Source organism: Rhizobium sp. BR 314, assembly GCF_047445805.1.
Taxonomy (GTDB): Bacteria; Pseudomonadota; Alphaproteobacteria; order Rhizobiales; family Rhizobiaceae; genus Rhizobium; species Rhizobium lusitanum_B.
On the sequence record NZ_JARWLA010000010.1, the window covers coordinates 1 to 20,423 of the forward strand.

The 20,423-nt window shown below is 57.2% G+C and carries 21 protein-coding genes and 2 pseudogenes; 4 read left to right on the plus strand and 19 right to left on the minus strand.

Annotated features, from left to right (window positions below; genetic code table 11):
* On the minus strand, positions 1-167 hold a 167-nt coding region (locus QD461_RS15040; RefSeq protein WP_414088590.1), incomplete at its 3' end, for a transposase.
* Positions 168-332: 165 nt separating this feature from the next.
* Here QD461_RS15040 and QD461_RS15045 point away from each other — a divergent pair.
* Positions 333-707 (plus strand): hypothetical protein, encoded by a 375-nt coding sequence (locus QD461_RS15045; protein WP_004118259.1) that lies wholly within the window; start codon positions 333-335, stop codon positions 705-707.
* Between the two features lie 148 nt (positions 708-855).
* Here the strand turns inward: QD461_RS15045 and QD461_RS15050 are convergent, their stop codons facing one another.
* The 14 genes and pseudogenes from QD461_RS15050 to QD461_RS15115 form a co-directional block, all read right to left on the minus strand.
* A complete protein-coding gene (locus QD461_RS15050) occupies positions 856-1,251 on the minus strand; it encodes a DUF6941 family protein (RefSeq protein ID WP_004118260.1) in 396 nt (131 codons plus the stop codon).
* A 1,304-nt stretch (positions 1,252-2,555) separates the two neighbouring features.
* Positions 2,556-3,311, minus strand: coding sequence for an IS21-like element helper ATPase IstB (istB, locus tag QD461_RS15055; protein WP_015342034.1), 756 nt, complete (start codon positions 3,309-3,311; stop codon positions 2,556-2,558).
* A 14-nt stretch (positions 3,312-3,325) separates the two neighbouring features.
* Positions 3,326-4,216, minus strand: a complete 891-nt coding sequence (locus tag QD461_RS15060) for a transposase (RefSeq protein ID WP_200863263.1) — start codon at positions 4,214-4,216, stop codon at positions 3,326-3,328.
* 85 nt (positions 4,217-4,301) lie between these two features.
* Positions 4,302-5,051, minus strand: coding sequence for a tyrosine-type recombinase/integrase (locus QD461_RS15065; RefSeq protein WP_240535426.1), 750 nt, complete (start codon positions 5,049-5,051; stop codon positions 4,302-4,304).
* A gap of 2 nt (positions 5,052-5,053) precedes the next feature.
* On the minus strand, positions 5,054-5,305 hold the full coding sequence (locus QD461_RS15070; protein ID WP_240535427.1) for a site-specific integrase: 252 nt from the start codon (positions 5,303-5,305) through the stop codon (positions 5,054-5,056).
* The gene (locus QD461_RS15075) at positions 5,302-6,291 is read right to left on the minus strand and encodes a tyrosine-type recombinase/integrase (protein WP_004118271.1); all 990 of its coding nucleotides are present in this window, start codon (positions 6,289-6,291) and stop codon (positions 5,302-5,304) included. The genes QD461_RS15070 and QD461_RS15075 overlap by 4 nt, the downstream gene beginning before the upstream one ends.
* A complete protein-coding gene (locus QD461_RS15080) occupies positions 6,288-7,412 on the minus strand; it encodes a tyrosine-type recombinase/integrase (protein ID WP_414088462.1) in 1,125 nt (374 codons plus the stop codon). Before QD461_RS15080 ends, QD461_RS15075 begins: the two co-directional genes overlap by 4 nt.
* Before the next feature lie 156 nt (positions 7,413-7,568).
* Complete coding sequence (locus QD461_RS15085) at positions 7,569-8,354, minus strand: transposase (protein WP_183932622.1); 786 nt, start codon at positions 8,352-8,354, stop codon at positions 7,569-7,571.
* A gap of 463 nt (positions 8,355-8,817) precedes the next feature.
* Positions 8,818-9,159, minus strand: a complete 342-nt coding sequence (locus QD461_RS15090; protein ID WP_210305352.1) for a hypothetical protein — start codon at positions 9,157-9,159, stop codon at positions 8,818-8,820.
* A 404-nt stretch (positions 9,160-9,563) separates the two neighbouring features.
* Positions 9,564-9,803: pseudogene (locus QD461_RS15095) on the minus strand (helix-turn-helix domain-containing protein); the annotation flags it as partial.
* Between the two features lie 125 nt (positions 9,804-9,928).
* On the minus strand, positions 9,929-11,566 hold the full coding sequence (locus QD461_RS15100; protein WP_004118281.1) for an MFS transporter: 1,638 nt from the start codon (positions 11,564-11,566) through the stop codon (positions 9,929-9,931).
* 380 nt (positions 11,567-11,946) lie between these two features.
* A complete protein-coding gene (locus QD461_RS15105) occupies positions 11,947-13,590 on the minus strand; it encodes an MFS transporter (protein ID WP_004118282.1) in 1,644 nt (547 codons plus the stop codon).
* Positions 13,591-13,785: 195 nt separating this feature from the next.
* Positions 13,786-14,202: a hypothetical protein gene (locus QD461_RS15110; protein ID WP_004118284.1), complete on the minus strand. Its 417-nt coding sequence runs from the start codon at positions 14,200-14,202 to the stop codon at positions 13,786-13,788.
* Complete coding sequence (locus QD461_RS15115) at positions 14,199-14,852, minus strand: DUF433 domain-containing protein (protein ID WP_004118290.1); 654 nt, start codon at positions 14,850-14,852, stop codon at positions 14,199-14,201. The genes QD461_RS15110 and QD461_RS15115 overlap by 4 nt, the downstream gene beginning before the upstream one ends.
* A 272-nt stretch (positions 14,853-15,124) precedes the next feature.
* Between QD461_RS15115 and QD461_RS15120 the strand changes: the two genes are divergently transcribed.
* The 3 genes from QD461_RS15120 to QD461_RS15130 all read left to right on the plus strand — a co-directional run bounded on the left by QD461_RS15120 (position 15,125) and on the right by QD461_RS15130 (position 17,433).
* Entirely contained in the window at positions 15,125-15,472 is a 348-nt protein-coding gene (locus tag QD461_RS15120; protein ID WP_004118293.1) for a helix-turn-helix domain-containing protein, read from the plus strand.
* Complete coding sequence (locus QD461_RS15125) at positions 15,472-16,761, plus strand: type II toxin-antitoxin system HipA family toxin (RefSeq protein WP_004118296.1); 1,290 nt, start codon at positions 15,472-15,474, stop codon at positions 16,759-16,761. Before QD461_RS15120 ends, QD461_RS15125 begins: the two co-directional genes overlap by 1 nt.
* Positions 16,762-16,842: 81 nt before the next feature.
* Positions 16,843-17,433 (plus strand): DUF433 domain-containing protein, encoded by a 591-nt coding sequence (locus tag QD461_RS15130; RefSeq protein ID WP_004118299.1) that lies wholly within the window; start codon positions 16,843-16,845, stop codon positions 17,431-17,433.
* Between the two features lie 392 nt (positions 17,434-17,825).
* Here the strand turns inward: QD461_RS15130 and QD461_RS15135 are convergent, their stop codons facing one another.
* From QD461_RS15135 to QD461_RS15150, 4 genes and pseudogenes are all read right to left on the minus strand, one after another.
* A complete protein-coding gene (locus tag QD461_RS15135) occupies positions 17,826-18,149 on the minus strand; it encodes a hypothetical protein (RefSeq protein ID WP_004118301.1) in 324 nt (107 codons plus the stop codon).
* Between the two features lie 32 nt (positions 18,150-18,181).
* Positions 18,182-18,502 carry a hypothetical protein gene (locus QD461_RS15140; RefSeq protein ID WP_004118303.1) on the minus strand — a complete coding sequence of 107 codons (321 nt, stop codon included), beginning with the start codon at positions 18,500-18,502 and terminating at the stop codon, positions 18,182-18,184.
* A gap of 36 nt (positions 18,503-18,538) precedes the next feature.
* Positions 18,539-19,900 (minus strand): hypothetical protein, encoded by a 1,362-nt coding sequence (locus QD461_RS15145; RefSeq protein WP_240535429.1) that lies wholly within the window; start codon positions 19,898-19,900, stop codon positions 18,539-18,541.
* Positions 19,816-20,343: pseudogene (locus tag QD461_RS15150) on the minus strand (IS630 family transposase); the annotation flags it as partial. The pseudogene QD461_RS15150 and the gene QD461_RS15145, both read right to left, overlap by 85 nt.
* Positions 20,344-20,423 lie beyond the last annotated feature (80 nt).

Genomic DNA, 20,423 nt, shown 5'->3' on the forward strand with positions numbered 1-20,423 from the left:
TTGCGCAGTAGGTTGGCATTGATCCCATGCGTAAGCGCAAGGCCGGATATCGACACACCAGGCTCAAGGCAGGCCGCAACAAGCCGCTCCTTTGATCCCGGATCATAGCGGCGTCGCCCATCACGTCCCACCAACCGCACTCGCAGTTTCTGCTCTTCGTCACTCATATTTGGTGTCCACCTATTTTAAGTGGACACTTCATGCGGCAGAGAATTCAACGCGAAAAGGCGCAACGAAATGAGCGCTTACCGCTATTCTTCATCACGGCCGGCACCCTTGCAATCGCCATCGGTGCCGGCCTCCTCTCCATACCGCATTGAAAGACGTGAAAGATGGTGGCTGACGAAACCGGAGATGAAGAGATGCAGATGCCGGAACGCGCGAAGAGGATGGGGGCGAATATCAATACCCTCGTTGGAATTCTCTCGATCGCCTCTTCGGTCGGCATGGGTGTCTGGGTCACGGCGAACAAAAGCCGCGATATCGAGGACCTGCAGGGTTGGCGGAAGGACTTTATCGTTCAGACCGAAGCGAATTCAGCCCGCGTCGATCAGCGCCTGCAGGCGATCGAAACGCGACAGTCGACCGCCGAAGGCGATATCAAGACGCTCGGCTTTCGGATGTCAGCAAGCGAACAATCGGTCGGGTCCGTACTCGCCTCGATCAAGGATCTGACGTCATCCGTCAATGAGCTGAATGGGATGTGAAGGTCGTTCGCGAGATTCTGCAGCGGCAGGATCGGCAGAGCGGCAATCAGCGCTGAGGAGGCAAAAAAATCCGCCGAGCGGGTCTCTGGATGCCTTCGGATTGTCGAGGTCGCTTCCGCGAAGGGAGTTGTAGGAAATATGGGAGGAGTCATGAATTCTCTGAAATCGATACTCTTAAGCGATCGGCGATGAATGTTGGTTGATCGTCGATAGAGATGTTGACAACGATGTCACCTGGCCGATCAAAATTAACCAGCAGACCAGTTGGAAACGCGTGGGCTGGTAGTGCTGCGTCAGAAATCTGAAACTGCACATCTATCTTTCCCAAAATGACAGAGTTTTTGCCGTCTTCATAGGTGACTGTTACGCTTGTTTTATGATCGCCAGCAGGCAGACCGAAAATTTGAATCCATGTGGCCATGGGTTGAATGAAAGGGGCTTGAAGCCTGATTTCGCCAGAATAGACCCCAATCAGGATGAGTTTGCCGTTGAACTCTTGACGTATGTCGTCGCAAAATACGACGCGAGCCCTTATTTCTGCCAATGTACGCCCCCTAGACCAGCGGCCGTCTTGGCGACATTTTGGGTTGGGGCCCTAGAATTCCATTCTGCTTTGCCAAATGAACCGGAGCTTTCCGTGACGCATGTGGAATGCCTCCGATTGGATAGTGCTTCTCTCTGGGGCCAGTGCCGTTCAGCTCGCAGGAAGCTACCATCGATAGCAAAAAGTAGTTCTGCTATCGTGTCTATCGTCCAGTTCCCGGGCGTATTCAGAAGACGAGATACTTGAGCAGGATCTTTACCGAGCCGGCGGGCAATGTTTGCGCGTGTTATACCGGCTTCGACACAAGCGTTCGCAACCATGTCAAAAACATCGTCTCGCGCGGTTTGAGTGACATAACCAAGTGTGCGATCGCTGATACGATCGTCGCTAGATGGCTCAGCCAATAATGATGTTTCGTGAGATGTATTCAGCATGTGTGGCCCCAATCAAAGGCGAATTTTGAGGAAACAGGAGATCCCATTGGGCTCGGCATCGTTTTACTGCTGCGCCAAAACGAAGATTGTCCCTAGCTTCCCATGTAAGCAGGATGAGACTATCGACTTGGGCGAATGCGCCGAAGATACGGATTTGCGGGCGCGGTTGTCGTATTCGCATATCCACGATTCCCTTACTTGTAGGAGCATTTCTCGCCACAAGAGTTGCGGGGTCTTTTCGCATCGGGTCCATGGCAAATCGAATTGCCCTTCCGGTGGTGAAAGCATCTATTTGAGCTCTCGCTTCACCCGCAACTCTATCAAATCGAGCATGAACAGACGCTCCACCATTTAGAAACTCACCGACTTCCGTTGATACAAAAATGTTTCTTTCCACTCCACGCCCAGGAAGCATCGGTCTTACGAACGACAGTCGGCCTGTTGAAACGTGGTTTTGCAATTCCTCCAATATTGACATATAAGTCAACAAACCTCTATCAGCAATCGGCTATTGAATGAATTTTTGGTAATTGGCGGTTCTTCATTGCCACCCCGGCCTTGTTCCAACAGCAAGAGAGCCGATTCGTAAATTTCTTCATGTTAAGCGTCGGTTATTTGGAATTTGGCCCTTAGGTGGCTGATCAAGGCCATAGATATCCCACCCGTTGCTGTCAACGATATCAAAAAAAGGCGAATGTCGATGCCGACAATTCGCTCAAAGGTGTGTATTCCAATGAAACCGGACAGGAATTCCGATCTTTAACCGGACGCTTATTCCAGCGTTTTACCGGACGCGATTCCGAGGCGAAGCCGGACGATGTACAGCGTCTCTGGGTCTGAGTTGATCATTGTCGGCGAATATCGGGCAGGTCAAGCCTGAGTTGCATTCTCGGCTGACAGGTTTCGATGTTTGCGCAGGCTCTCACCGGAAAGTTCGATGCGGTAGGCGTTGTGGACAAGGCGATCCAGCACGGCGTCGGCGATCGTGGGATTTCCAATCATATCGTACCAGTGGTCCACGGGGATTTGGCTGGTAACAATGGTCGAGCGCTTCTCGTATCGATCCTCGACAATCTCCAGGAGATCGCGTCGTTGCTCGTCGGTGAGCTTCTCCGGCCCCCAATCGTCCAGGATGAGGAGATCGGCTTTGCCCAGGCTCTTGAGCATCTTTGCGTAGCGACCGTCGCCTCGTGCCAGGGCGAGCGCGGCAAAGAGCCGTGGCACGCGGTGATAGGCGACGGCAAGATCCTCCCGGCACGCCTTTTGACCGAGAGCGCAGGCCAGCCAACTTTTGCCGACGCCGGCAGGACCGATCAATAGCAGGGAGTGCCGCTGTCTGATCCAGTCGCAGGTGGAAAGCTTGAGGAAGAGGTTGCGATCGAGACCACGCGCTGCTCGGAAATCGGTATTCTCGATTTGGGCGTCATGGCGCAGCCTGGCGGCACGGGCTCTGGCTTCGAAGCGCTTCTGGCGACGCGAGGTCTGTTCCCGTTCGAGCAGGATCGCGAGCCATTCGCCGTGCTGGAGGCTTCTCGCTTCCGGTTGCATTTCCAGTTCCTGGAAGGCGGAAGCCATGCCGGAAAGGCCGAGTTGGCGCAGCGTATCTACAGTGGGATTGGTCAGCATTCTTGATTGTCTCGTTAATGAAAGTAGGCTTTGCCGCGAAGATTGGCATGCTCGCCGACGGCGGCAGGTTCGGCGGAATGTCGTGGTGCCTTGTAGGTGCTGATGAGCGCGGTGATGCTTTTGCAGGTCAGTCCGCCGATCTCGACGGCACGGGCGGACACCGCCTCGGCCTGCATCGTAGGAATTGCCCGATAGAGCTTCAGCACGCCGAGGCAGGTTCGAAAGCCTTGTTCCGGATGAGGACGGCTGGCCAGGATAGCGATGATCAGCCCCTCGGTCTGAGGCCCAATGGAAGCGCCCCAGCGCTGGAACCTTGCAGGCGACCATTCGGCATAGCGCCGGTGCGAGCTGGGCATATGGTCAGGATCGGTTCCGTAGCGTGATCCGCCGTAACGACGCTGGTGGACTGCGATCCTCTTGCCCTTGAAGAAGACCTCGATCGTGCGGCCCGTGGCCCTGATATCCACCTGCTGTCGGATCAGGGTATGGGGCACGGAGTAGAAATAGTGCTCGAACTCGACATGGTAGTCGGTCGAGACCCGCGCCAGCTTCCACTCGGCGTATTCGTAGTCCTCTGCCGGAAGAGCCGCGAGTGCCGGGCGTTCCATGGTCTTGAACATCTCCTGGCGGGTTTGGCCCAACCGCTTCATGACGTGCGTGTTGATCCGCTCGACGGCATCCCGGATGGCGGCGTTAGCTTCCTCCAGTGAAAAGAAGGTCTGATTGCGTAGCCGGCCGAGGATGCAGCTCTGGGCGAAACGTACGCCGGCCTCGACTTTTGGCTTGTCTTTCGGCCGCTTCGGTCGCGCCGGAAGCACGCCGACGCCGTAATGGGCAGCCATCCTGCCGAAGCTGTGGTTGATCTCCGGATCGTAGAAGCTCGCCTTGTTGACGCCGGACTTCAAATTATCCGGATTTTGTGTCCCGAACGGTTATGTGCCCCGCAGCCTGGTGATCCAAGCGCTCTCGCCGACACGGGGCACATAACGATCAGAGGTCGGCGAGCCATTCGAGAAGCTTTGGCTCGCTCTGCCAGACTGGCTTTCGGGGAGGTCCCACCGAAGAACTAGCAAGTCCCTGGCAAGCCTCAAGCGCCTCCTGCTTCATCCTGATGCTAATCTCGGCATATCGGTTGGTTGTATCGAGGCTGACGTGGCCAAGCCAGCCTCTTATGACGTTCACGTCGACGCCGGACTCGAGGAGATGAACGGCCGTCGTGTGTCTCCAAACATGTGGAGATATGGACCTCTGTCCATTGCCAATGCGAATATTCGAACCATGACGCCGGACAAGCTTATATAGGCCGAACCGCGTCAGCGGCTTCCCGACGTTGCTGAGGAATACCGGACTTTCTGTAGCGGCTGGGTGGCGTCGGTTACGCAGCATCTCGCCAAGCAGGCGGGCAGTCTCGGGCCATAGTGGACAGGTCCGCCACTTGTCGCCCTTGCCGTGCAGGTTCACCCGCGGTGAGGAGGTCAAAACCAACTGATCGACGATCAGTCCGGTGACTTCCGTTGCGCGGGCGCCCGTATTGTACAGGAACATGAGCAGCGCCTTGTCGCGGATGGCCAGCTTTCCGCTGCGCGGCAGTTTGTCGAAGAGCCGTTCGACCTCGTCGCGCTCGAGATAATAGGTGGCTGCTGGCTGCGCACGCTTCCTTGGGATGGCGGCGACGCGTTCGGCCTCCGGCAGCACTATAGGTTCCTGGCCCCCGGCATTGGCGAAGAAGGTGTGCAGCATTGCTAGCCGGTGGTTCCGTGCTCGGATGCCGTTGCCGCGCTCGGATTCAAGATGGGCGAGAAATGCCCGCACATTGTCGGCGCTGAGGTTCTCAGCCTGAGCTTGCTGATCGGGGTTCGGTTCTCCCGGGCCAAGAATAGGAGAAACAACCGGATCCCGTCGCGGTAGCTCCGGATCGAGGTGGACGCCAGACCCTTCTCGGCTTTGAGATGGTGTTCGAAGAACTGATAGACGAGGCTGCCGACGGTTCTCATGGCCGTCCTCCATACGAAAGCGGTGCTGCAAAGCGTTCGAAGCGCTGGCCGGCGGCTTCAAGGAGATCGGCTGTAACGGTGAGATAGACGGCGGTGGAAGCGGGGTCCACGTGGCCCATGAAGGTCGACAGCTTAACGAGCTTGTCGGTGGGATTATGTCCGTCGCGATACCACCGCAGAAGTCGCCCGACCGCAAAGCTGTGTCGCAGATCATGCACGTGAGCCGGCGTTCCTCCCGCTGGGATTGGTATGTCCAATTGATCGGCCAGCGAACGGAAAATGATACTGATCGTGCCGGGGTTCACCGCTCGACCCCGCAGGAAAGAAAACAGCGGCGTGTCGGGGGTAACCGAAACTACGTGCTGTGATCGCAGCGTCATGAACGCATAAAGGCGCTGTGCCAGCTGCGGCCCCATGGGAATGAGCCTTGACTTGGAAAACTTCGTCTCGCGAATGGTGAGCACGTCACGATCCCGATCGACATCCCGCCAGCGCAGGCGCGCAACCTCGCCGACGCGCAGACCAAGCCCGAACAACAGGCTGAAGATGATGGCATAGGCAGGCCCGCGAAGCGGGGCGTTGTTCTGATCCGGGAGCTCGGCGGCGCGATCGATGAGCTGTTGAGCGGTCCGCAGATCCAGGATGCAGGGCGGTCTCGGATTACCTCGGCGGCGCGGCTTCATCGTGACAGGAGAACGATCAATAAAGTCATGCTCGACCATCCACTCGAACAGCCGGCCGACGACGCCGATCAGATGGTTGAAGCTTCGAGGCCGCGAGCGCGGACGGCTCAGGAAGAATGCATCGAGGAGCGCCGGGGTGATCTCGGTCAGGTTCGTCACCGCTTGAGCGTTGAGGTAGCCGTCGAACATCCGCAGCACCTTGTCTTCGACGTCATAGCGCCGGTTGAGCGCGCGCTTGTGGCGAAGGAAAGCGACGATGTAGGGTGCGATCGGGCTTGAAGGCTCGGGAAGACGCGGGCTCATTGCAGATCCTCCCCATCACCCAGAGCTACTTCCCGCAAGCCATCGACCTGGACCTTCGCGTAAATCATGGTCGAGGAGGCAGCGCGATGCCCGACATAATCGCCGATGGTCTTGAGCGAAAACCCCGTGTCTACCAGGCGCTGGACGCAGGCATGACGGAGAGTGTGTGATCCTGGACGGCTAACCGGAATCCCCGCGCGATGAAGATACTTGCTGGCAGTGGCCGACACCGCAGAGTGTGTAAGTGGCGATTGTGGGGCCAAATGCCGCCAGAAAAGCAATCGGCTTTGAACGTCAGGCCGCCCGTTCCTGAGGTAATCCACGATCGCCTCACCAACGACGGGGGCCAGCGGATAGGTGGTGCTGTGCTCGGCCTTGCGCCCGTGCACATGCAGCCGATCGCGCTTCCAGTCGACATCGTCGAGCGTCAGCAGCGCTACTTCACGGGAGCGCAGCCCATAAACGGCCATCAGCAGCAGCATGGCGTAGTCGCGCCGGCCAACCACGGTGCGCCGGTCCACCTGATCGAGCATATCCTGGACCGAACTCCAACTAATCGATCGAGGGATATCGGCCAGCCGATAACGTTGAGGTATCTCGACCAGCTTGCTGATGTCGCGCTGAAGGACGTGTTCCCGATGCAGGTATCGCAGGAAGACCCGCAGGATGCTGGCAAGACTGATCATCACGGTGCGGCCGAAATGCGAGGCCTGTGTCGTGATGAAGGTCGTCACCACCGGTAATGTAAGCGACTTCGGATCGCATCCTATATCGCCGAGATGTCGCTCGAAGACGCGAAGGTAATGCCGGTAATGCGCGATGGAGCTTTGCCGCAACCCTCGCTCATCTCGGAGATAATCGAAGAACCCTGGAATCTGGATTGCAAATGGATCGGGCAGCGAAGGTCTGGTGCGGTCATCGCCTGCCTTCCATACGACCAGGCTGAAGAAATGCCGCATGATGCCAGTGACAAAGTTGCGGTCGCGTCGACGTGCATCAGCCGATCGACCGGAATGACGATTTGACAACCAATCAGCGATGAACGGCTCGAAGAGCCCTTCCGCTTGTTCTATACGTTCGACATTCTGGCCGGCAGTGAATGCCGCAAACTTCACCAGCACGGGAACGCGGCGATAGATGCTTCGAGGCGTATAGGCACGTTCGCACAAAGCCTTCACATACTGCTCGATCTGCGGCCCTAGCCAGCAATCCATAATCCGATCGATAGTTTGTGGTTTGACGAAAAAGTGTTCCAACATGACAACCTCCATTCTGAATTAAGGGGAATAGGAGGGTGCGCTCGTTGTTCGCCAGAGATGTGCCGCCACAGACAATCTGGTCGTTTGATCACAGAAACTTACGCCCGCCGGGGCGCATAACCGTTCGGGACACAAAACCCCGATTACGTGCCCGGGCACGTAATCGTAGACGATAAGGCGCGGCACGCCGCCGAAATAGGCGAACATGCGCACGTGCGAGCCGATCCAGTCCGGCAGGGTCTGAGTCCAGGTGGCTTCTGCAAAGGCATAACTCGATGCACCGAGCACGCCGACAAAGATCTCCGCCTCGCGGATCTCGCCGGTCTTGCGATCGACGATCGGCAGCTTCTTGCCGGAATAATCGACGAACACCTTGTCGCCAGCAATGTGGACCTGCCGCATCGTTGGCGTCAGACGCCGCTCAAAGCCGCGGAACAGGTCGCAGAACCGACTGAAGCCGTAGCCATCAGGATAGACGGCTCGATATTCCTCCCACAGGATCGTCAGGGTCACGCCGGGCTTCTTCAGCTCGACCGCAATGACACTCCAATCCGGCTCTGGTAGTCGCCGTACCCCTTGTTTGGTGCCTTGCCGGGCGAAAAGTTTACATTCCAGGACGTCGTCCGTCAGATCGGCAGGCAAAGGCCAGGATAGCCCTGCCGTCGCAGCTCGCCCGATCCCGTCCTGCACCGTGCTGCGGGCAATCCCGAGCAGATCGGCAATATCGCGAACGCTCACGCCATCTGATCGCAGTCGAAGTAAATGTCGTAGTTGTCTCATGGTCAGCCTTCGTCTCTTCGACATGCCATCTCCTCAAGTTCAAAAGGAAATGCATGCCAAGGTTGCTGACCCAGGGGCACTGCTTACGTTGAAAAACGTCCGGTATCAAATCGGAATCGCGTCCGGTTAATTCTCGGAATCGTGTCCGGTTTTTGATCGGAACGCCGTCCGGTAAATCATCGGAATCTACACTCAAAGGTTTTGCCCGGGCGCCCGCCTCGGCACCCGTCCCACCATCTTTCAAAACAATAACGGCGCTGCAAGTAGCAACGCCGCTCATAAAATGCTGATTCCCGAACAGGCCGCGCCCGCAGGCCGAAGGGCGTATATGATCCACGCCATTATCACGTTCTAATTCAGCGGTCGGAAGTGTGCCTCCGACGATTGAAACAGAGCACTTCATGGAAACTGTGCCCCTATCCCTAATCGGATAGGGGCTTTTTGCTTTTGGGTGCCCGCTTGGGCGTTGCTGTGCGAAACACCGTTGTCATGAAGTCCGAAGAAACAACGCATTACCAGGTCTGTCGATTGTACCGCGCGAACGAGCTTCACGCCCGGTGAACGGCTCAAACTCATCATCGCCGTCGAGATATTCCAGCTCGTGGTCAATATGGTCGATCGCCCAGCACAGCGCCTCGATCTCGCTTCTCAGGTGCTCCGCCAAGTCCTCGGTAATGATGGCGATATCGGCAGCAGGCAGGGAGGCCTTGCTGTTGATGATCTTGATCGCATCAGCCTCAAGGCCGGCAAGATGATGCTTCGCCCGCTCGATCTGGAACAGTAGCGTGCTGCGCTGATCCATCAGGTATTCTCTGGTTTCGTCCATCATTTCGGCACCCGGCACGGCTCAGCACAAAGGAAAGCCCTGAGGGGGAATCCGCAGGGCCAGAGAAGTGAGAGATATCGGATGGAAAGGAGCTCCGATAACTTTGGTCTAAAGGACGTCATGTCCTGACCACGATGGCAGAAGTTTGCCAGAATTCCGCCTCGCCGTAAAGTTCAGACTAATGGTTGGTCACCAAGCGGACGCTGAAAGCTTCGTGCGTCAATGAAGAAGCTGCGCCACCATCAGCACCAACGTGCTTAGGCCCGCGCACACTGTCAAAGCAGTCAAAATCGAAGTCGACATCATATCGCTCCTCAAATCAGATTTTGCGAGCTGACTACTGCAGCGGTGGGGGCGGTGTTCTCATGGGAGGGAAAAGATGAGAGCGACCCGACCTGTGGTCGCCGATGACGTCGCAGCTTTCTCAAGCGTCGCCGGCGTTTCTTGGCGATATCGTCGGCAACCGTCGAGACGTAGCCACTATATTCGGGAAGTTTGCGGTCATGGAGCGTATTGCGCCTGATCTCACGATTGATGGTCGATCGGTGACGGCCGAGCTTACGTGCTATCTCGTTGATCGGCACCTTGCGCTCGACTAAATGATGCAGGCGCCGCCGATCGGCGAGGGTCAATTGCGAATAGTGCATAACGACAAGCTGTGGCGTAATCAGGAATATGAAACTGGAGAGCGGTTTTCCGGTGACGCTCGAAGCTTTCCAAAGAAAAATAGCCACCAATATAGACCCCGTTGGGAAGATGTCTGCTGACATCCCTACTTCTGCGAAACGTATGGCACGGGCGCGGACTTGCGCGCAGCCGTCGGGCGCTCCACCAGAATGGTTGTTCGCGGGAGGTCGTACGCCACGCTCAACGCCTTGAGCTCGTCGTCCAGGCGCTTGTCCGCTTCGTTGAGGCGGTGATGAAGGCGATGGTAATCCGTCCAGGTCGGCGTCCGGAAGGTCTCGAGCCATCGCGAAGGCTGCTGAACGTCGCGCGTGAGTGTCCACTGGCGTGCACCGACGCGGCTTTGAACCAGCCGACGCCTGCGCATGATTTCAAGAAAAAGGTCAGCATTCTCGTCCGCCACAGCGTATTCTGTCGTGACCAGGATCGGGCCACTTCGCGGCTTCAGATCAAGTGCCGGCACAGGCGCATCGAAAGCGCCGGAGGCTTCGAGCTCCGACTCTAGGCGGTTGCTGATCGGGAGCTTGACCCCAAGTGCCGCAACAACCAAGGAGGACGCAGCAGAACATGCCAGGGACAGGGAGAGGGAATGATTTTCCGCGATAATTCCCCAGAGCCAACTGCCCCCGGCAATCCCCCCATAGGTGAAGGCGCTGTAGATGGAAATCGTGCGACCCACGACCCAACGTGGGCTTGCCAACTGCACATTGACGCCGAACCCCGACCATCCCGTCACCCAGCCTGCGCCCCCGAAGGCAAGGCAGACTGTTGCGATGATAAGGGAGGACGTCAGAGCAAGTGAGATGGCACATGCCGCACACGCGACGCATGCCAGAACGATCAGCAGCTCCTGCGTGACCGCGCGCCTGAGTGGCGGGTTCACGAGCCCCGCGACCAGCGCGCCGGCGCCAAAGCCCCCCATGAGAATACCGTAGTCGATCGGGCCGCCCTTCAAAAGGTCTCTCGCGACGAGCGGCAGGAGCGCCAGCATTGAGGTTCCGGTCAGCCCAAAGAGCGTCCCGCGGACAATGGTCGCCTTGATTTCGGAGGATATCGCGGTGAAGCGCAGGCCATCATAGATGGCCGTCATGAGCGCTTCCCGGGGGAGGGGCGACGCTTTCACGGTCCACTTGTTTCGCCACAGGGCGGTGAGGGGCGCGACGAAGCCGAAGGTGGTGAGCGCGAATGTGACGAGCGGCCCGAATACAGCAACGATGATGCCGCCGAGGGCGGGACCGACGCTACGGACCGTGTTGAAGCCGACATTAAGAAGTGTCACGGCCGACGGCAGATGGCGGCGCTCCAGCATATCGCCAAGCGAAGCGCGCCAAGCAGGATCGCTCAATGCGATACCGCAGCCGTCAAGGAAACTGAACGCCAGGATCATCCATGGATCGGTGATGCCGAAGGCCATGAGGATCGTCAGCATCGCCGAGGCCGCCATCATCAGGCTTCGACCGACGATCATGACCATGCGCCGACTGTAGTTGTCGGCAATCGCGCCAACGAAGATCGCAAGAAAAAAGGCTGGCAGCGTGGATGAGGCCTGAACGAGGGCAACCATGACATCGGACGTCGAAACCGTGGCCATGAGCCAGCTGAGCGCTACCGTCTGCATCAGCCAGCCCAGGCTGGAAAGCTGCGACGCGAAGAAAATCGAACGGAACGTCGAATTCTTCAGTGGCGCCAATAGCCCTATGGATGCTGTCTCTTCTTTTGAAGGCATGTCATTCAGTCTCTTTCGGGCGGGTCACTTCGGCCGTGCTTGACGGGCGTATTCGGCGATGAGGGAAAGGAGTCGTACTTCGGTCTGCCATCATTTGTCGCTTGCCCAGTCGACGCTTTGTCCAAGAGTTCGCGGGCCAGGCATCGGCGCGTGGCGGCAAGGCCGGAATCGAAAACCGAGGGAAAAGCGGCTGTCGTCGAGCAGGGATCGACGACAGCCGAGCGAACCAGGATGGCAGGGGTTGATGCCACTCCCAGGCCAGGAGCTGTGTTCGGCTTGCGGCTAGTCTCCACAGTCTGAACCGTGAGGTTTTGTTTCTGGCCGACGCCATTATGGGACCGTTGCCGCTGCTCGATAAATGGCCTCATCGCAAGATCACCTCATGGACGCGAAACGCGCGCGACCGGTTGGCTCCGGGTCCGTCGCGTGTCTGTTGTGCGCTCAATCACAAGATCAGTTTCCGGAGGCTTGTCACTCATATGCAAAGCGGCGAGAAGCTGTACGACTTCCTGATCCCACGGGGAGAGACGATGATGCAAACGCAGGAAATCCATCCAGGTCGGCGTGCGGAATGTTTCTGTCCAACGGGAAGGCTTTCGAAGATTTCGCTGGAGCGTCCAGTCACGTGCGCCTGCCCGGGCCAGGGCGTATCTTCGAGTGCGCATGTGATCGAGGAAGATGTCCAGGTCGCTGTCGTCTATGGCATATTCCGTCCTCGCTGCAATCGGGCCGCTTCGGGGCTTCAGATCAAGCGCCACCGTTGGCGCCGGATAAACCGAGCCCTGCTGGTCTGCCTCGGCCGCCAGATGCACCGGCAGGACGAACCCTGATGCGGCGACGAGTAACAGGGCCGCTGCGGCAAGTTCGAGAGAAGATGCAAGCGAATAGGTCTGGGCGACGGTGCCCCAGATCCAACTGCCGGCTGCCATGCCGCCGGAGAGGAATGCGTAATAGATGGAGAGCGTACGGCCGACGACCCAGCGCGGACTTGCCAATTGCACCCAGACGTCGAACCCGGTCCAGGTGATGACCCAGCCGGCGCCTCCGATGACAAGCGCAAGTGTCGCCAAAGGTACTGAGGAGGTGAGGGCAAGTGAGATGCAACAAAACGCGCAAGCGATGGAAGCGATCGCCATCAGCCATTCCTGAGGAATCAATCTCCTTAAGAGCCGGTTGTTCAGTCCGGCGATGCAAGCGCCTGTTCCGAAACCGGCAAACAGTATGCCGTAGATGATTGGTCCGCCGGCCAAACGATCGAGGGCGACAAGCGGCAGAAGAGCAAGTATGGCAATGGCGGCAAGGCCGAAAAGGGTGGCACGTATGATCGCCGCCCGGATGTCGGAAGAAAGCGCCGTGAACCGCATTCCGTCATGGATTGCTGTTGAAATTCGCTCTGCAGGCAGCGGAGACTTGCGGACGTGCCACTTGTTGCGCAACACCGCGCCGAGAGGCGCTAAGTTGCTGCAGGCGGCAAAGAGAAAGGCCGCCAACGGACCGAGGAACGCGAGAATGGCTCCGCCCAAAGCCGGTCCAACGCTGCGCGTCATGTTGTATCCGACCGACATAAGCGTCACCGCAGCCGGAATATCTCGCTTGTCGAGGATATCGCCCACCGAGGCATGCCAAGCGGGGTCATTCAGCGCAAAGCCGCAGCCTGCGACAAATCCCAGACCTAGAATCAGCCAGGGACTAACGAAGCCGAAGGCGGCAGCAATCGCCAGTACGATGGAAGCGAGCGCAATCAATGAGAGCCCGGTGATCATGACCGATCGACGGCTATAGGTGTCGGCGATTGCTCCGGCGGGAATGGAGAGTATGAATGCCGGAAGCGTCGTTGAAGCCTGCACAAGCGCGACCATCAGATCCGAAGCGGAGATCGTCGCCATGAGCCAACTGATCGTGACGGTTTGCACCAGCCATCCCAGGTTGGCGACTTGCGTGGAACTCCAGATCGAACGGAATGCTATACTGCGTAGCGGATCAAGGGTGGTTGGCCCGCGCGCGGTGACGTCTTCGATCTGCATTCTTGATGGCTCTGAGCTTCGCATTGACACCGTGACGCCACAGATTATCCGCAACTCGGATACGAATTTCGGCGTTATTGGAGTTCTTGGCGCAGGAACCCTGCGTTGAGCGGGAGTGTATCAGGCAGTCCGACCAGTTCTAGCACGTTGCTGGCTTATTATTGAGCTTGTATGCCGTTTTTCCTTCCTGAACGATTATCCCTTCGGAAGTGCGTACCGGAGCACGCGCAATTCGTCCTCATCGCCGAGGGAAATTTCCAACACACGATTGGCGAGATCGTCATCGTCGTCGAGTTCGGCCATAGCCTGTTCGAACAGCTCGATCTGCATATCGAGGTCCATACCGGGCGGGCGGTTTAGGTAGACAGCCCGGCATGGATGGCAACGTCTGCATATTGCCCCTTCGTCCCGGGCTTGTCTTTCGGCCCGCGGAAGTCGACCGAGTTCTTCGTGACGAACGTCCAGTCGCCCTAAAGAATGATCGGTGTGAGCTCCCAGTCTTTCAGGCCACCCAGTTTTCATCCAGACGACATGGCTCGTTTCGCCATAACCTTTTTCCAGCGCCATCTTAGCCAGTTGAGGACTGAGGCACTCATCAATCAGAAACTTCATCCCGCCTTCGTGCGACGGGGGACGCGACGATCTGTGAGGATGACCGAACCTTCGGGAAGCTCGCCCAGCACGCGGGGCCGCCCGCGCAAGGGATTAGCTTCCGCATAGATTGTCGCGAGCCTGATCTTCTCTCTGTCCAGGCCAGGCCAGGTTTCGAGAATGCGCTCCGTGGAATTGCCCGCGGATACGGACGCGGCAACATCATGGACAGGAACGCGGGTGCCTCGAATGACAGGCGTCCCACCAAGGATGTCGGCCGACGATGTGACGACCTCCCGTGCTGCGGCAAGGTCGTCCAGCCGCTCGCTCGCGCCCCTCATAAAGGGCATGAGATCGATCGTCAGAAACTCGTGGTGCACGGTCCAATCTTCAAGCAACAGGGCGGACCACGGGAGGGTGCGGGCTCTCGCAAGCCGGGCCTCCGCCGTCCGGATAGTAGACAGGCGTTCTTCCGAGGTAAGGCGGCGGGCGCTTTCGAAGTAAAACGTGATAAGCGAGCAGGCTCCGGCGAGGACATGACGACCGTTGTCGAGCGATATGAACGCTTCCGGCAAGATGTGCTCGTCGATAACGCGATTGACGTCGCGCAGGCTCACGCGCGAGACAACGGCAGCCTCGCTCGCCTTCAGCATCTCGGCAACTGCTGGCATGGTTGAGCCATCGGTATTAATTCTTCCGATGGGTCGGAATATATAACTTGTTGGGGGCGATATCAAGGCCTGGGACGGATCGGCGGTCGCCGGTTGGACTTGAGGCATTGGGTTGATGAGGACGAGCCAAGATCGAAATCGCCGCTGGGCAATCGTTATATTGGTGCGCTATTTCGCTCCTTATGACGTCCTCTAGCGGAATTCCGCATTTTGCTTTATCTTAGAGTCATACGAAATTCCGGACACCGGCCAGCAGGCGAGCGATATTCCGCATGAGCACTACGATTTTCAATACTCTTGGCGAGCAACTGCTGGCCGCCCGCAAACGACGCGGTCTCAGCCAGCCTGCACTTGCGACAAGGCTCGGCCGGGACCGGGCACGAATATCGGAACTCGAAAGGGACCTTGCAACCGATCGACGGGGTAGGGATCGACTGACGCTGTTTGCCGAAATCTGCGATGCCCTCGACCTTGTGCCGGTCCTGCTGCCGAAGTCCCGGATGGGGGAAGTGAGGCAGTTGATTGGCGATGCTAGAGAACACCAGAATAAAGGTACGGCGGCCAGCGCATTTGAGGAACTTTTCGTCGATCTCGATGAAGACGACAATGGGGAACCGTGATGGCGAAATCTTCGGCGATCCTTGGCGTCCATCTTCTGGATCAGAACATCGGGAAGGTGAGGGTAGGGACCCTGACGCGCGATAGTGACGGCGCGGTCGCGTTTGTCGTTGCGGAAACGTTCCTGCGGGATCCAAGGCGGCCAATTTTGAGCCTGGGCTGGTTCGATCCTGACGATGACGAGGGCACACGCAATCGTCTGGCGCGGCGTGGGGACAAAATTGGGCTTCACGGCACATTGCCACCATGGTTTTCAGGATTGCTTCCAGAGGGCGCCCTCAGGGACCTCGTGTTGAACGAGATGGGGCCGGGCGATCACGATGAGTTCGACGTCCTGACCCGCCTCGGCGGCGATCTCCCCGGCGCAATCCTCGTCGTCCCCGAAACAGCGGTTCCAGCGTCAGCCGGCCCGATCACCATTGAAAAGAAAGATGGTGTGGATGTCCCGCTGCCCGATGGCACGGTCAAATTCTCGCTCGCCGGTGTGCAGCTCAAGTTCACGGCCAACGTCGAGGGCGACAGATTGACGGTTCCCGGTCGCGGTAACACCGGCCGCTGCATCATCAAGGTGGCAAGCGAGCGATACCCAGGGCTGCCGGAAGCTGAACATGCGGCCATGCAGATGGCAAGGACGATCGGCGTGCGGACAGCAAACTGCCGGCTTGTCTCCAGCACCGCGATCAGCGGCATCCCTGCGGAACTGTTGGCTCATGGTGAGCGCGTTCTCGTCGTCGATCGCTTCGACCGTGCCGACGATGATCGTCGCATTCACATCGAAGACGCAGCCCAAATTCTAGGAGCGATCGGCGATCGAAAATATACGATGGCGACGACCGAGACCATCATCAACATGGTGCGCCGCTTCAGCACCGACCATCGCGATGACATATTGGAAGCCATCCGCAGGGTAGTTGCAGACGTGCTTTTAGGCAATGGCGACAACCATCTCAAGAACTGGTCTTTCCGTTTCCCGGCACCTGGCGAAATCCGGCTGTCGCCGGCCTACGATATTGTCCCGACCGTTCTTTACATGCCGTCCGACACTATGGCGCTGAGGTTCGTCAAAACCCACAGCTTCGAAAGCGTGAACCTGCATCGCTTTGAGAGGGTCGCAAGTTTTCTTCGCCTGGACGCGAAGCTGATCACACGCGAGGTCGTTGCGACAGTCAGGCGTGCGCTGGAGCATTGGCCGACATCGGCGCCTAAACTACTGGGGGAAAAGAAAGCAAAGCAGCTTCTTGATCGCCTTGGCACGCTGAGCCTGGTGGACGAAGTGCGGCGTCAATCGTAGTCTTTGGCTCACGTCGGTCCGGGCCTTGCACTCTCTCTAATTCACCCCTATGTTTGGGGGTGGATTAGAAAGGGCAATAGGATGGAACATCTGACAACGGCACAAGCGGCTTTTGTGGTTGATGCGCCTCTAGACACTTTCAAAAAGGTTGTCGAGCGCGCGCCGATCAAGCCGCAACTCGTGAAGCGAGGCGGTCGGAATATTAGGCAGTTCGGTCAAGCCGAGCTGGTATTTCTCCATGCCTATGACGAACTCAAACAGGCGCTGACACCCAAGAGCCAGTCCGAATTCTACGAGGCGTTGCGAAGCTCTCTCAAACGCGGTCACGCGAAAGAGGTCGTGTTCGGTAAACAGCGCTACGACATTGGTCAGCACCTGGTCTTCGTCGAGCGTAAGCTGAAGGAACTCGACAAGCTCACTGCTCAAATCGACCTATCCGGCAAGGAACCGCTAATCCGGGGAACGCAAATCGAGGCGCATCGGATTGCCGCTCTCCTCGACGCCGGCGCGACTGTCAAAGATGTCCTTCGCGACTATCCCTCCTTGAAGGAGCAACAGGTCGTTTCCGCGGGAGTCTATGCGGAGGCGCATCCGAAGGCGGGGCGGCCGTATCCGAAGCAAACGGCAAAAGCCGCCATGCGCGCAGCCGATCTTAGCGCGTTGGATGACTGAGCTTGAAATATCTGCTCCATACAAATGTCTTAAAGGAAATCGGTCGACCCGAGCCGCACGAAAATGTGGCGGCCTCGATACGGTTGACGATACTGATCTCGCGATCAGCGTGATCTCGGTTCGAGAGGTTCCGAAAAGCATCGAGAGAAAGCGGAACACCGACGAGGCTGTCGCCCGCCGGTGGGGGCAAATGCCGGGACAATCGGACAAGATTCCGACGTTATCGGTTTGGCCGCGACGGCGCAGGTAAATGACCTTGTCGTCGTCACCCGAAACACCGCTGATTTTCAAGGGCGGGCGTCACAATCCTGGACCCGTTTAAGAAGACTGCCAAACCTGCCTGGCCAGGCTCGTCTGCCGATTAATCATGTTCGAAAATGCATTTAGTTCGTTTAGTGCGGAAAAGCCAAAATGATTATTGCAAAAGAGACGGTGCCCGGTTGAGCGACCGAAATGTGCTTGTGGTCGAGCCCGCATTCTTCATGCAACAAGGTGTCGATATGGTGTGCTGGGATGCCGCTCTCGGCTCTAAAAGCTTCCGCGAGCTCGATGTCGAACATCGCTCTCGTCATTCGGGCGCGAGCGCGCAAAATTTCCTTCTTCGCCTTGGTTAATGTTTCGCCATCGATTTTGTCGAGCCACGCGTTGTAGCGATCGCGCGCTGATGCGCTGCGTTCTTCTGCAGGCTTATTGAAACGCTGACGACCAGGCAGCATTCTGGTTAAGTGTAGATCGCGCCAGAAGATTGCTACCGGTCAGAGTGAACTGGCCGAGTCTCGCTGATCTCAACTTTGGGCAAGCTGCTGGCTTCAAAAAGAGGAGCACTAAGCCGCTTCTCTTCGTCCATCAAGTGGCCAAGCTGCCGTGCCGATAGCGCCGCGACTTTATGCACTAAAACGGAAACTATTAGGCTGCTGACGGCCATTGCGTAGGGAATCCAATTGGGCTGAACCCTTTCAATCGACAGAGAAATAAAGGTTGAGAAGCCACCGACTGCCAAGATCGAGATCGCTACACCGTTAAAATACGCGATTTGAGCCCGTAGTTGCTCTTTCTTCGCCTCAGACATCGACGGCCCTCCATTGATCCCGGCACGCAGTCATTTTCAACCCGGTAATATTAAAATGCGTGGCTTTATCAGCTCCGGAACATTATACCCTTGCACGGTGATCGTAAGCTCACGGTTGGCATCATCCTTGTGCCCGAACAAGTAGGTCCAACTGCTCTCAGAACGTTTCTGGACCAGCTTCTTGAATTTGGGGTGCGCTGGAGTAACCTCTCCGATCTTCGCAAGGACGGCGCTGAAATCCTTATTCCGATTAAAGATAAGGACCGCTGCTTTTGTATCTCGCCAGCTAAGATAAGAAAGCACCTGATCAAGGGTTTCCAGATAGCCCTTTTCGCCGGTCCAGAATTTGCATTCGCCAATAAAGATATTTTTCCTATCGACTTTGATCAGAATGTCGGACTTTCCTTCATAGTTGAAAGTTTCGGCCGTCGCATCGCCGGCAAAATGCCCATTGAGCTGGACTAGAAAATGGGTCCGCAAGCTCTCTCCATCGATTTCCCGGAACGCCCCGGGGCTTTGCTCCATGACGCCGACCATATTCTCCATCACCAATAGAACATGCTCATAGTCTTCTGGGGTGAGAATAGGCTCTGGCTTGTACGGATCGCGAGAAGCAACGGGCCTTGGGACAGAAGGATGAATGGTACGACGGACGGAAGGAACTGCGAACGTTTGGCTCGCGCCGGGGCGCTCCTTCATTTTAAAACCCAACCCAGCAAGAAGCGATTTGCCTCGGAGAAGTTTTTCCTTGCGATGGTCAATTGTTCTCATCGCTAAGTCCCCTAGGCTCGCGTTGTAGGCCTGCGCGTCATTTGTCAACCAGCTCAAATGCAGATTGATCGATGCAACCATTCCATCGATCTGCTGCCTCACGCGCTCTGCCGTAAGATCGGTTCCCGCGATGGAAAACGAGATAACGCCATCGTCCACATGCGCCCGGGGATTGTTGAAATTGCTGGTCGTGGGCTGGATATCAAATCCGACTTTATCGCCGGTGAAAGGCAGCTCGACGTCAACTGCCGTTCCAGTAATGTAATGCGGGCGCGAACGGTCATCTATCCACCTGTTTTGATCCTGACTGATATCGATTTGAGCTTCCCGTTGGTCGACCACCAAATCATCTGGGTAAATCGTGGGAACCTCGAACGCGAATTCGCTCACAAGGTAACGAGCCAGATCGGTGGTAGACGTATTGAGAAGCTCGTCGCCATTCTTGGCCTCGACAGTAGCAATCAGCTTTTGCCTCCACGCCTCTTGCGTTGCGAACCAGTCACCTTTGTTGAAAAGGTAGTCATTATACCAATCGGCATTGGTCAGAACCGATGTGCCCAGTCGCGCATTCCGATTGACATGATCTTCCAGGGCTGGTCGACCAGCTTGTTCCAAGCGGCGCAGCAATGATTGACGATGTCGTCGTAGGATGTGAAGACGCGGTTCGACAGCCAGTTGTCGCGCAGGAATTGCCAGACATTTTCAACAGGATTCAGTTCTGGGGATCGCGGCGGCAGGAAGAGCAGGGTGATGTTTTCCGGCACGATCAGCTTGGCCGATGAATGCCAACCCGCCTGATCGAGGATCAGAACCGCGTGCGCACCGTTATCGACCTCGCGGCTGATTTCCTGAAGGTGCGCGTTCATTGCCTCTGTGTCGCACCAGGGCATGACAATGCCTGCACCCTTACCCTTCTTCGGGCAGATCGCCCCGAATATGTAGGTCCATAGCGTTCGCTGATCGTGGGGGGCCGATGGACGCGTTCCCCGTTGCGCCCATCGCCGCGTCATCTTGTTCTTTTGCCCGATGCGGGCTTCATCTTGCCACCACAGCTCTATTTCTGTGCCTGGAGCGAGGGTCTTGCTGATCGCGCTGATCTCTTCCGGGAAACTTATGGAATGGCCCGCCCTTTCACCCAGCATCGAGTAGG

Coding starts and splice junctions, on each gene's coding strand:
- QD461_RS15070 (WP_240535427.1), bottom strand. CDS start 5,305: ATGAGAACCGTCGGCAGCCTCGTCTATCAGTTCTTCGAACACCATCTC.
- QD461_RS15110 (WP_004118284.1), bottom strand. CDS start 14,202: ATGAAGTTTCTGATTGATGAGTGCCTCAGTCCTCAACTGGCTAAGATG.
- QD461_RS15135 (WP_004118301.1), bottom strand. CDS start 18,149: ATGCTGCCTGGTCGTCAGCGTTTCAATAAGCCTGCAGAAGAACGCAGC.
- QD461_RS15120 (WP_004118293.1), top strand. CDS start 15,125: ATGAGCACTACGATTTTCAATACTCTTGGCGAGCAACTGCTGGCCGCC.
- QD461_RS15140 (WP_004118303.1), bottom strand. CDS start 18,502: ATGTCTGAGGCGAAGAAAGAGCAACTACGGGCTCAAATCGCGTATTTT.
- QD461_RS15115 (WP_004118290.1), bottom strand. CDS start 14,852: ATGCCAGCAGTTGCCGAGATGCTGAAGGCGAGCGAGGCTGCCGTTGTC.
- QD461_RS15105 (WP_004118282.1), bottom strand. CDS start 13,590: ATGCAGATCGAAGACGTCACCGCGCGCGGGCCAACCACCCTTGATCCG.
- QD461_RS15065 (WP_240535426.1), bottom strand. CDS start 5,051: ATGCTGCACACCTTCTTCGCCAATGCCGGGGGCCAGGAACCTATAGTG.
- QD461_RS15090 (WP_210305352.1), bottom strand. CDS start 9,159: ATGATGGACGAAACCAGAGAATACCTGATGGATCAGCGCAGCACGCTA.
- istB (WP_015342034.1), bottom strand. CDS start 3,311: ATGCTGACCAATCCCACTGTAGATACGCTGCGCCAACTCGGCCTTTCC.
- QD461_RS15125 (WP_004118296.1), top strand. CDS start 15,472: ATGGCGAAATCTTCGGCGATCCTTGGCGTCCATCTTCTGGATCAGAAC.
- QD461_RS15100 (WP_004118281.1), bottom strand. CDS start 11,566: ATGCCTTCAAAAGAAGAGACAGCATCCATAGGGCTATTGGCGCCACTG.
- QD461_RS15130 (WP_004118299.1), top strand. CDS start 16,843: ATGGAACATCTGACAACGGCACAAGCGGCTTTTGTGGTTGATGCGCCT.
- QD461_RS15045 (WP_004118259.1), top strand. CDS start 333: ATGGTGGCTGACGAAACCGGAGATGAAGAGATGCAGATGCCGGAACGC.
- QD461_RS15075 (WP_004118271.1), bottom strand. CDS start 6,291: ATGAGCCCGCGTCTTCCCGAGCCTTCAAGCCCGATCGCACCCTACATC.
- QD461_RS15085 (WP_183932622.1), bottom strand. CDS start 8,354: ATGTCGAAGAGACGAAGGCTGACCATGAGACAACTACGACATTTACTT.